Source organism: Rhizobacter sp. P2_H3 (assembly GCF_056403355.1).
The window spans coordinates 16,867-26,261 of the sequence record NZ_JBFUFQ010000011.1 but is presented as its reverse complement, the minus strand read 5'-3'; the positions used below and the strand labels follow the sequence as shown (position 1 = coordinate 26,261).

The 9,395-nt window shown below is 66.6% G+C and carries 12 protein-coding genes; 6 read left to right on the top strand and 6 right to left on the bottom strand.

Annotation, left to right across the window (positions count from 1 at the left end; genetic code table 11):
- Positions 1-20: 20 nt before the first annotated feature.
- A complete protein-coding gene (locus tag AC1D1T_RS03900) occupies positions 21-782 on the bottom strand; it encodes a MipA/OmpV family protein (RefSeq protein WP_477824941.1) in 762 nt (253 codons plus the stop codon).
- 210 nt (positions 783-992) lie between these two features.
- Between AC1D1T_RS03900 and AC1D1T_RS03895 the strand changes: the two genes are divergently transcribed.
- Positions 993-1,685: a response regulator transcription factor gene (locus AC1D1T_RS03895; RefSeq protein WP_047509901.1), complete on the top strand. Its 693-nt coding sequence runs from the start codon at positions 993-995 to the stop codon at positions 1,683-1,685.
- A complete protein-coding gene (locus tag AC1D1T_RS03890; RefSeq protein ID WP_477824942.1) occupies positions 1,685-2,935 on the top strand; it encodes a sensor histidine kinase in 1,251 nt (416 codons plus the stop codon). Before AC1D1T_RS03895 ends, AC1D1T_RS03890 begins: the two co-directional genes overlap by 1 nt.
- Positions 2,936-3,401: 466 nt before the next feature.
- On the opposite strand, the gene AC1D1T_RS03885 is transcribed toward AC1D1T_RS03890, so the two are convergent.
- The 4 genes from AC1D1T_RS03885 to AC1D1T_RS03870 all read right to left on the bottom strand — a co-directional run bounded on the left by AC1D1T_RS03885 (position 3,402) and on the right by AC1D1T_RS03870 (position 5,717).
- Positions 3,402-3,794 carry an Hsp20/alpha crystallin family protein gene (locus AC1D1T_RS03885; protein WP_477824943.1) on the bottom strand — a complete coding sequence of 131 codons (393 nt, stop codon included), beginning with the start codon at positions 3,792-3,794 and terminating at the stop codon, positions 3,402-3,404.
- A 23-nt stretch (positions 3,795-3,817) separates the two neighbouring features.
- On the bottom strand, positions 3,818-4,267 hold the full coding sequence (locus AC1D1T_RS03880; RefSeq protein ID WP_477824944.1) for an Hsp20/alpha crystallin family protein: 450 nt from the start codon (positions 4,265-4,267) through the stop codon (positions 3,818-3,820).
- A gap of 298 nt (positions 4,268-4,565) precedes the next feature.
- Positions 4,566-5,099 (bottom strand): DUF2878 domain-containing protein, encoded by a 534-nt coding sequence (locus AC1D1T_RS03875; RefSeq protein WP_477824945.1) that lies wholly within the window; start codon positions 5,097-5,099, stop codon positions 4,566-4,568.
- Between the two features lie 54 nt (positions 5,100-5,153).
- Positions 5,154-5,717, bottom strand: coding sequence for a lipocalin family protein (locus AC1D1T_RS03870; protein ID WP_477824946.1), 564 nt, complete (start codon positions 5,715-5,717; stop codon positions 5,154-5,156).
- A gap of 188 nt (positions 5,718-5,905) precedes the next feature.
- On the opposite strand from AC1D1T_RS03870, the gene AC1D1T_RS03865 reads away from it, so the two are divergent.
- The 4 genes from AC1D1T_RS03865 to AC1D1T_RS03850 are packed head-to-tail and all read left to right on the top strand — an operon-like array spanning position 5,906 to position 8,773.
- Positions 5,906-6,946 (top strand): SAM-dependent methyltransferase, encoded by a 1,041-nt coding sequence (locus AC1D1T_RS03865; protein WP_477824947.1) that lies wholly within the window; start codon positions 5,906-5,908, stop codon positions 6,944-6,946.
- 2 nt (positions 6,947-6,948) lie between these two features.
- Entirely contained in the window at positions 6,949-7,734 is a 786-nt protein-coding gene (locus tag AC1D1T_RS03860; RefSeq protein WP_477824948.1) for a DUF1295 domain-containing protein, read from the top strand.
- Positions 7,731-8,342: a DUF6134 family protein gene (locus tag AC1D1T_RS03855; protein ID WP_477991441.1), complete on the top strand. Its 612-nt coding sequence runs from the start codon at positions 7,731-7,733 to the stop codon at positions 8,340-8,342. Before AC1D1T_RS03860 ends, AC1D1T_RS03855 begins: the two co-directional genes overlap by 4 nt.
- The gene (locus AC1D1T_RS03850) at positions 8,339-8,773 is read left to right on the top strand and encodes a DUF2177 family protein (RefSeq protein ID WP_477824950.1); all 435 of its coding nucleotides are present in this window, start codon (positions 8,339-8,341) and stop codon (positions 8,771-8,773) included. The genes AC1D1T_RS03855 and AC1D1T_RS03850 overlap by 4 nt, the downstream gene beginning before the upstream one ends.
- Here AC1D1T_RS03850 and AC1D1T_RS03845 read toward each other — a convergent pair.
- The gene (locus AC1D1T_RS03845) at positions 8,736-9,392 is read right to left on the bottom strand and encodes a ChrR family anti-sigma-E factor (RefSeq protein ID WP_477824951.1); all 657 of its coding nucleotides are present in this window, start codon (positions 9,390-9,392) and stop codon (positions 8,736-8,738) included. The genes AC1D1T_RS03850 and AC1D1T_RS03845 overlap by 38 nt on opposite strands.
- Between the last annotated feature and the right edge of the window lie 3 nt (positions 9,393-9,395).

Here is a 9,395-nt window from a genome sequence, read left to right as displayed (position 1 = left end):
GGGCTTGCGGCCTGCATCGCTCAGAAGAGATACATGTAGCCGAATCGGACGCCGTCTTGCCTGGAACGCTCCACCAAGGGGCTGTCCTCGATGCTGGCGCCCAGGCGGGTCGTGCTCAGGTCGAGCGACAGCTTGTGATGCGGTGCGAGCGAATAGCCGATCCGCACGCCAGCTTCAACGTTCGTCGCGGACTTGCCCAGGTAAACCCCACGCGTCGAGGTGGATTCATCCGCGCGCACGCCGTAGTAGTAGTTGACGTACTTGCCGTCGAAGCGATGGACGGCGAGGCGCGGCGTGAAGTCGAAGTCTCCGGCCTTGAACTCGCGTTCGATGCTCAGGCTGGCGCGTTTCCCCTTGCTCTTGCGGGAGGCGTCTCCCAGCAGTTCGACCGACAGGGTTGCAAGCTCGGTGTTCAGGCTGCTCGCGCCGCCGACCCAGAAGCTCTCCTTGCGCTCGGCCATGCCGGCCAGGTAGGGGGAGTCATCGGCTTCGTACCCGTCGCCGGCGTAGTGCAGCCGCGCGCTGAACGACAGCGAGTCGGTCGACACCAGCTTCAGGTCGAGGGTCGGTCCGATCAGGCTGACCCAGCGGCTCTCGTAGAAGACGAAGGGCAGTACCTTCGCCTTGTTGTCGAAGCTTCGATAAGGCTTGCGGTCGTACAGGGTCACGAGGCCGAGGCCCCATTGCGAGCCTTGCCGCTCCTCGTCGGCCTGGGCGGAGAACAGCGTGAGCAGGCCCAGGGCGAGGACGCCGGCTCTGACGACGGGACGAATGCGGGACATCATGGAACTCCAGTGGTGGGTTGAACCGGCCAGCGACCTGTCGCGGTGCATGACACGAACGACAGGCGTGTCGTGGCCGATCGGTGAGTGCAGTGGGGCACCCGATGCGTGAAGCAATCGTGAAGTTCGCCGAGCGTCCCGAGCCCCCTTTTGCAGGCAGCTTGAGTGAATCAACTGGCAAGGGCCAGAATGGAAGGCATGAGTCCCGTGATGCATCGCGAACGTGTTCTGCTCGTCGAAGACAACCGAGACCTGGCCGCCTCGATCCTGGAGACGCTGGAAGAGTCCGGGTTCGATCCGGACTACGCAAGCGATGGTGCGCAGGCGCTGCGACTGGTGGAGAGCACGTCACCTCCGTTCGATGCGGTGCTGCTGGATGTAGGTCTCCCGCGCATCAGCGGATTCGACGTCTGCACGCGACTGCGCAGCGATGGTTTTCGTTCACCCATCCTGATGCTCACCGCCCAAGGCTCGCCGGACCAGGTTGTCGAGGGGCTCGACAGGGGAGCCGACGACTACATCGTCAAACCCTTCGAGTCCAGGGTGCTGGTCGCCCGCGTCCGGGCCGCGATTCGAAGGTTCCTGACCGTCCCGAACAGTGTCGGCGTCGTCCAGGGCGCCGGCCTCACCTTGGACACCAGGCAATGGAAGCTGCTGATCTCGTCGGGCGAGACCTGCACGCTGACGCCGCTCCAGGGACGTCTTCTTCACACCCTGATGCGACACGCGCCACGCGTCGTCTCGCGCGATGAGCTCGAGAGCGCCTTGTGGGGCGATGATGACCGGCCTGCAAGCGACGCATTGCGCACGCATCTCTACCAGCTTCGCCGGCTGATCCACAACGCTGGAGGCAGCGCGGTCATCCAGACGCGAGGCAAGCAAGGCTATTGCCTGGAGCCCTGATGGCAAGCTTCGTCTCCACCTTCGAGCGGTCACAGACGCTGTTCGCGAGGATGTGGCATCTGCTGCTGTTGATCCTCGTGCTGACGTTCATGGTGAACGCGTTTCTCGTGAAGGGGGCGCTGCACCTGGGCTCGGACTTCCAGACCGAGCGCCGCCTGCAGCACATCGGCGACCACTGGGGCAAGCAGGCGAAGCTGGAGGCGCCGCTCGGGATCGATCCCGTCACCGTCATCTATCCCCGCTATGAGCTGCTCCCACCCGAGCTGCAGCGGATGTTGTCGCCGGACAAGCGCGGCATCTTCGAGCTCGGTAGCGAGCCCCTGGACTACTACGTCCTCGCGCAGCCCCATGCGACCGGCCGCGCCTTCTACGTTGTCGAGTCCCACGCCGAGGTCAAACCGGACGAGACCATCGAGTCTCAGGTCTTCGTCTGGTACCTGATAGGCATCGTTCCGTTCGGCCTTCTGGTGCTGTGGCTGTGCAAGAGGATCACCGGACGGGTCACCGCGCCGATGCTCGAGGTGGGGCGCCTGGTCTCGGCGCGCGATCCCCGAAGCCTCGAGAAGGTTGCACTGCCAGCCAATTCCCCCGTCGAGATCGAGGCCCTCGTCGTCCAGATCAACAGCGCACTGCAGAGAACTGCGGACGCCCTGGATCGGGAGCGCAGTTTCACCCGCTTCGCGAGCCATGAGCTGCGTACGCCGGCGGCGGTCGTGCAGGCGGCTCTTGAGCGCATCGAGGCGCACGGCAGGCCGGAGCAGGGGCCGGCGATCGAGCGTGCCCACCGGGGGCTGCGTGACATGCACGCACTGGTTGACACGTTCCTGCAACTGTCCGGCGACACGGTCCGGCCGGTGTCGGACGCGCTGTCGATCGATGAAGCGTGGGTGAGATCCTTGATCCGCCATCTCATGGGCGAGAGCCCGAGCCATGCGTTCTCGGTCGTGGAGCGGCATCCCCTGTTGCTTTCGGCCCCTGCGACGACGGTCCACGTGCTCGTGGCCAACATGCTGAAGAACGCCGTCTTCCACGGTGGCCCGGATCGCATCGAAGTGGTCGTCGACGAGTGCAGCATCGAGGTGCGGAACGGGCTTCCTGACACGCCATCGACGGCAGGCTTCGGGATTGGGACCCAGATCGCGCATCGGATCTGCGAGCGGTTTGGCTGGACATTCACGCTGACGGTGGGAGAGCGCCTCGCGGTGGCCCGGTTGTGCGTTCCCACCAGCGGCAGGCCTGACCCGGCGTGAGTCGAACGTCCTGGCTCCAACACATAAAGTCCGTCGGACATCCCTGAGAAGGCCAGACCGCTACGCATGCGCATCGCACCGGGCCGATGCGATGTCGCCACCGGCAGCTTCGCAGCGTCTCCAGTCCTTCATCGACGGGGGCTGAATGCACGCTGTCGTCCGTCTACCGGTCACTCACCGACATGCCCCTGGCGCAGATGCACTTTCGCCGGGCCCGGTTCCCGTCGAATGGTCTGAGGGGGTGCAGTCGACCGGTTTTCCTGGATGCGGTGCTGGAGCATCCCGGCGTGCACGAGCAAAGCGAACCGTTGCCGCTAGTCGAGTACCAGCCGGAAGCCCATCTGAGCCCAGTTGGAGGCACCCGCGATGAGTGCCTTTACAGCCCGCCCTCCGTCAGCGATTCCCAGGCCGGGCGGGCGCCACGCTTCAACTGCTCTACGAGGTTGGCATGGTTTCGGCTCCCCGATCAGCCCGCGTTGACGGCGATGCGTCGGGGCTGCGCATGCGCCTGCTTAGGAATACGCAGCGTCAGCACACCGTCCTTCAAGTTCGCGTCGATCTTGGACGTGTCGAGCTCTCGGCTAAGCGTGAAGCTGCGGCGCCAGCGCGGCACGCGCAGCTCGGCGTAGATGGCCTCCAAGCCGTCCGGCGTTTGGGGCTGCACCCGCCCCTCGATGAGGAGGGTGTCGCCCTCCACATGCAGCTCGAGCTGGTCGCGGGGGACGCCGGGCATGTCGGCCAGCAGCGTGATGCCAGTCTCGTCCTCGAAGACGTCGACAGCCGGTGTGACCGCGCGTTCATTGGCGGTGCTGTCCAGTGCCGTCTGTTGCTTGTCGCTCTGGGTGATCTCCTTGCTCATGGTGTTTCTCCTCGATGAAGGCGTTACTGGATGGCGATGCGCTTGGGTTGCGCGGCGTCCCGGCGCGCGATGCTGACCTGCAGCACCCCGTCGCGGTAGCTGGCCTTGACCTGGTCGGGATCGACGTCATCGGGCAGCGTGACGCTGCGGTCGAAGCGCCCGGAGGTGCGCTCCCGTGCATAAAAGCGCCGGCGCTCGCTGTCAGCGGCCGGCTGCACGCGCTCTCCGGACAGACGCAGCACGCCACGATCCAGGGTGACCTCGATCTTGCTGGCGTCCAGGCCGGGCGCGAAGGCGTAGATCTCCACGCTCTGGGGTGTGCGCCCCACGTTGATCTGCGGCATGGTGCCGCTCGCGACCGAGCGGATGCTGCTGGGCAGCCCCGAGCCGCCGAAGATGTCGTCGAGCTCGCGTTGCAGACGATCGACTTGTCCGAACAGGCTGTTCGGATGGGTCAGCAATGAATAAAACATGGCTTGATCTCCGTTCAGTGGTGTTCACCGGCCGGGACATCCAGCCGGTTGGACCCTAGCTAGGAGCAAGCCAATACATTTCAAGAGTGGTTGTGGCGCCCGAAATAGCAAGGGAGTCCGGTCGCTTGGCAATGCACAAGTCGTCACGATTGCCCCCAACAACTCTCGGGCGGCAATCTGCTCGGCCTAAGGCGTAGCAAGTCGGCGGCCAGCCCGCAGCAGACCGCTGGATCGGCCGCGTCGACAGATCGACGGCAGCTGCCTTGGGAACCAACGAACAACGCCGATAGGAAGGCGCTCAATCACTTGAGCGTAGATGGCAATGGAGCGGGCGGGCGGCTAGCCAGCGTGCAAATTCGGTCAACCCCGGTGTCATGATGGCCCAGCCCATCCCCAGCACTACGAGAGCTAGTGGTAGGTCGTGGAAGTCTCCCGCGCCCAGCCGGACTGCACTCCAGTATGAGAGCGGTCCACCCAGGCCGCCGAGCAACGCGGCCAACAGCCATCGGCCGTGCAGCCAGTGCAGCGGTTCTTGCAGGAGCGTTGCCAAGAGGATCCACAACGCCAGAATCCAGCCGGGCGCCCACTCGGGAAGTGGGCCGGGCGATGCGTACACAACAACGCCACTTCTAACCATGGCCGTATCCCACAGCAGGCCAAGCACGATGGCGGCGCTGGTGAGAACGAGGACCTGGCAGCGGGCGGGACTGAGCACAAACTGCACACCCCAGACGAGCGCCACCAGCGCGAGTCCGAACCTGGGCGTGCCGCGCGCTGCGCCGATCACGCAGGCCAACCAGGCACTCTGGAAGGCCAACAGGGAAACGACCATCGACAGGGTCTTTCGAGCGGACATAGGCATGGGCGCGGTGTGTTCAATCGCTTCTCATGAAGCACCATCCAGGGGCTGGATTTGGGGTACCCGCCTGAAGGCGGCAACGTCGAAGCCCAGGGCTCTTGCCCGCACCAGCAGCGCCTGCGCGCGGGCCTCCGGCAGGTCCGGGCGGCGCGCCAAGATCCAGCCATAGCGCCGGTCTGGCGTGCCCACCAGCACCTCGCTGTAGTCGTCATCGAGCGCAAGGATCCAGTAGTCGCCGTAGAACGGCCAGAAGAAGGTGACCCTGAGCTTGGCATTGCCGCTGGCGGCCACGATCTTCGCGCGCCCTTCTGCGGAGTCAACACGGCCATCGGCCTTGCGGCAGCGATTGAGCACCCGGATGCCTCCATCCTGGGCGGTGTAATGCGCTTGCGTGTCGGACACGCATTGGCGCTCGAACCGATTGGGCAGCAAGGCAATCTCGTACCAGCTACCAACATAGCGGGCGAGATCGACTGAGTGCACCGTGGGCAACGGGGCGTTTTCCGCGGCGCGGGCAGCCGATGCGATGCAACACAGCCCCGAGATCACCAACAGGCACGAAAGGCGCCGCATCTGGGTGACAGCTTTCATTTCGGAATGCTCAGAAGTTCAACTTGATCTCCTACGCTCATCGGGGCTGTCTCGGATCACTCGCCTTCAGCAGAGCCATTCTCCAGCGCGACCCCGATGCCGAATGCTCGCTGAGCTGATCCAAGCAGTGCCGGCTTGCGTACAAGCCTCCGAATGTCGTCTATCAGGCAAGGAACTTCATGCGCAACATGGACAACACAGCCCGCGCCATCCATTGGGTCGAGCAGGGCCTGGTGACTGACGGCGCGGTGCGCCTGGGCATCAGGTGGCTGCTGCGCCAGCGCCTGGCGGAGCTGCACAGTGGCAATGCTGAAGCCGGCGCGCAGCTTACAGAAGCCTTCATGGCAACCCTGCTTGAGGCGCCGCTGGCCCCACTGCCCCAGAAGGCCAATGTGCAGCACTATGAAGTACCTGCCGAGTTCTTCGGCGCCGTGCTGGGCCGGCATCGCAAGTACAGCTGCTGCTGGTGGCCCGAGGGTGTGCAAACGCTTGACGCCGCCGAAGCAGCAGCGCTGCGCGAGAGCTGCGAGCGCGCCGGCCTGGCCGACGGCCAGCGCATTCTGGAGCTGGGTTGCGGCTGGGGCTCGCTGAGTCTGTGGATGGCCGAACACTACCCGGGCGCACGTATCACCGCGCTGTCGAATTCACATTCGCAGCGCCAGCACATCGAGTCCGAGGCGCTCGCGCGCCGACTGAGCAACCTGGAGATTCTGACGGAGGACTTCAACGTCTTCGATACGGCCGAACGCTTCGACCGCGTGGTCTCCATCGAGATGTTCGAGCACCTGCGCAACTGGCCGCAGGCCTTCGCCCACGTGGCGCACTGGCTGCGGCCGCAGGGCCGCTTCTTCATGCATGTGTTCGCCCATCGCGAGGCGCCCTATGCCTTCGAGGAGCGCGATGCCAGCGACTGGATGAGCCGCCACTTCTTCTCCGGCGGCATGATGCCCAGCGACGACCTCGCCCTGCGCTGCCAGGACGACCTGCGCCTGCTGCAGCGCTGGCGTTGGGACGGCCACCACTACGCCCGCACCTCGGCCGCCTGGCTCGCGCGCATGGACGCGCAGCGCGAGACGCTGATGCCGCTATTCAACACCGTCTACGGCCCGGGCGACGCCGTGATGTGGTGGCAGCGCTGGCGGCTCTTCTTCCTGTCGGTGGAGGAGCTGTTCGCCTACGACAACGGCGGGCAATGGTGGGTCAGCCACTACCTGTTCGCGAAGCGCTGACGATGCTGCACCTCGCCTCTCTTGGACTGCTGGTCTCGCTCGCCGTGGCCCTGCCCACCTGGCTGGTGAGCCTGCCGCTGCGCGACGCAAGCCTGGCCGATCGCATCTGGTCGCTGATGGTCGCCGGGCCGGCCGTGGCCTATGCCGCGGCCTTTCCGCCCGATGCGCGCGGCGTGCTGATGCTCGCCCTGCTCGGCGCCTGGGCGCTGCGTCTGGCCGTCTACGTCACGCGCCGCAACAGCAGCCACGGCGAGGACCGCCGCTACCGCGCCATCCGCGAACGCAACCAGCCAAACTTCGGGCTCAAGAGCCTCTACCTCGTGTTCGGCCTGCAGGCGGTGATCGCATGGATGGTCGGCCTGCCACTGCTGGCCGCGCTCGCGCAGCCGGCTCCGCTGAATTCGCTGGACTTCATCGGCATGGCGGTGGCGGCTGGCGGCCTGCTGATCGAAACCGTGGCCGATGCCCAGCTCGCCCGCTTCCTGCGAGGCCCGCGCCAGGAGGGCGCCGTGATGGACCAGGGCCTCTGGGCCTGGTCGCGCCACCCGAACTACTTTGGCGAATGCTGCGTGTGGTGGGGCCTCGCGGTGATGGCGCTGGGCGCCGGCGGCGTCGGCGCCGCATGGGCCCTTGTCTCGCCGCTCGTGATGACGGCGCTGCTGCTCAAGGTCTCGGGCGTGGCCCTGTTGGAGCAGGACATCGCCCAGCGCCGCCCCGCCTACCGCGACTACGTCGCGCGCACCAGCGCCTTCATCCCCTGGCCGCCGCGGCGCGGACCGCAGCAATGAGGCAGACCGCCACCCTGCTGCTCAGCATCGCAGCGCAAGCCGCGTGTGCGCAGGACGTCGGCGAATGGAACTTCACCGCCACGCTCGACGGCCAACCCATCGGCACACACCGCTTCACCGTCAGAGGCGCGGGCGCGGGCGCGGAGCGCAGTGTGTTCAGTAGCGCGCAATTCGTCGTCAAGTGGTTGGGCATTCCCGTCTACCGCTACCGACACGAAGCGCGGGAAAGCTGGCAGGACGACTGCCTGCGCGAACTGCGCTCCGACACCGACGACGACGGCAAGCGCGAGCAGGTGGACCGGCGCTTCGATGGCGAGTGCCAGATGGGCTTTGCCTACTGGAACCCGAGGCTGGCGCAGCAGCACCGGCTCGTCGATCCGCGGACCGGCCGCAGCAGCGCGGTGCGCTTCGAGGCCCTGCCCGATGCGCAGATCGACGTGCGCGGACGGTCCGTGGCCGCGCAGGGCTGGCGGCTGGTGGCCGACAAGCAGCGCATCACCGTCTGGTATGCCGCCGAGACCGGCCGCTGGATCGCCCTGGACGCTGAGGCCAAGGGCGGCCGACGACTTGGCTATCGCCTGACTGCCGACGAAAGGCCCCCGCCATGACGAAGCTTTCGCCCCGCCGCCTGCTGCTGGCCTATCTGGCCGCGATGCTGTGCTTCCTGCTGCTCGACGGCTGCTGGCTCACGCTGGCCGGCACGCGCGTCTATCGCGCCGCGATCGGACCGCTGATGGCGGACCAGGTCGACTGGGTGGCGGTGGCAATCTTCTATCCGCTTTATCTCGTCGGCCTGCTGGTGTTCGCGATCGTGCCCGCGCTGGAGCAGCGCGAAACGCTCGTGGCCTTGCGGCGCGGCGCCCTGCTGGGCCTGGTCGCCTATGCCGCCTACGACCTCACCAATCAGGCCACGCTCCGCCACTGGCCCTGGACGCTGACCGCCATCGACCTGGCCTGGGGCAGCTTCGTGAGCGGCGCCGCGGCCTGGGTCGCCGCGCGCCTCACATGCCGACCAGGGAGCCGAACAGCCGCGCAATGACGCTGTCGAAGCGCAGCCGGCCATCGAGCGAGGCCAGGCAGATGCACTCGCTGCCGTCCTGAACCGCCGGCTGGTGGTGGATCTCGCCATCGGCCGCGTCGAAATCTCCGGGGCCGAACAGCGCACGGCCGTCATGGAAGCGGCCGTAGAGGATCTGCGTCAGCTCCAGGCCCCTGTGCGTGTGCTGCGGCAGGTACTTGCCCGCGGCGACGCGCAGCAGGAAGACATTGGCCTCGGGAGCGTCAGGCACGCTGACGCGGCTCCAGCGCATGCCGGGGCCCATCCAGCGCCAGGGCGTGGCGCTGCAATGGGCCAGCGCACGCGGCCAGCTCGCGCCTTGAGGCAGGGGCGGCGGGGCGCTGACCACGATCGGCCGGCGCGGCGCGGCCTCCAGCGCATCGATGCGAGCCAGCGTGCGGGCCAGCGCATCATCGGCCAGCGGCGCGGGTTCCAGCTCGTCGAGCAGCACGCCGCCGAGGGCGTTCAGCGTCTGCAGCCGCTCGCGGCAATGCGCGCACAGCTCCAGGTGGCTGCACAGGACCAGACGCGTGCCCGTCTCCAGGCTGCCGGCAGACAGCGCCAGCAGCAGGTCGTCTTCGGGGTGGTGTCGGATGTCCATCGT

What these genes read in the sequence shown, in the direction of transcription:
- AC1D1T_RS03900 (WP_477824941.1), bottom strand. Translation starts at nt 782, where the DNA reads ATGTCCCGCATTCGTCCCGTCGTCAGAGCCGGCGTCCTCGCCCTGGGC.
- AC1D1T_RS03895 (WP_047509901.1), top strand. Translation starts at nt 993, where the DNA reads ATGCATCGCGAACGTGTTCTGCTCGTCGAAGACAACCGAGACCTGGCC.
- AC1D1T_RS03890 (WP_477824942.1), top strand. Translation starts at nt 1,685, where the DNA reads ATGGCAAGCTTCGTCTCCACCTTCGAGCGGTCACAGACGCTGTTCGCG.
- AC1D1T_RS03885 (WP_477824943.1), bottom strand. Translation starts at nt 3,794, where the DNA reads ATGAGCAAGGAGATCACCCAGAGCGACAAGCAACAGACGGCACTGGAC.
- AC1D1T_RS03880 (WP_477824944.1), bottom strand. Translation starts at nt 4,267, where the DNA reads ATGTTTTATTCATTGCTGACCCATCCGAACAGCCTGTTCGGACAAGTC.
- AC1D1T_RS03875 (WP_477824945.1), bottom strand. Translation starts at nt 5,099, where the DNA reads ATGGTCGTTTCCCTGTTGGCCTTCCAGAGTGCCTGGTTGGCCTGCGTG.
- AC1D1T_RS03870 (WP_477824946.1), bottom strand. Translation starts at nt 5,717, where the DNA reads ATGAAAGCTGTCACCCAGATGCGGCGCCTTTCGTGCCTGTTGGTGATC.
- AC1D1T_RS03865 (WP_477824947.1), top strand. Translation starts at nt 5,906, where the DNA reads ATGGACAACACAGCCCGCGCCATCCATTGGGTCGAGCAGGGCCTGGTG.
- AC1D1T_RS03860 (WP_477824948.1), top strand. Translation starts at nt 6,949, where the DNA reads ATGCTGCACCTCGCCTCTCTTGGACTGCTGGTCTCGCTCGCCGTGGCC.
- AC1D1T_RS03855 (WP_477991441.1), top strand. Translation starts at nt 7,731, where the DNA reads ATGAGGCAGACCGCCACCCTGCTGCTCAGCATCGCAGCGCAAGCCGCG.
- AC1D1T_RS03850 (WP_477824950.1), top strand. Translation starts at nt 8,339, where the DNA reads ATGACGAAGCTTTCGCCCCGCCGCCTGCTGCTGGCCTATCTGGCCGCG.
- AC1D1T_RS03845 (WP_477824951.1), bottom strand. Translation starts at nt 9,392, where the DNA reads ATGGACATCCGACACCACCCCGAAGACGACCTGCTGCTGGCGCTGTCT.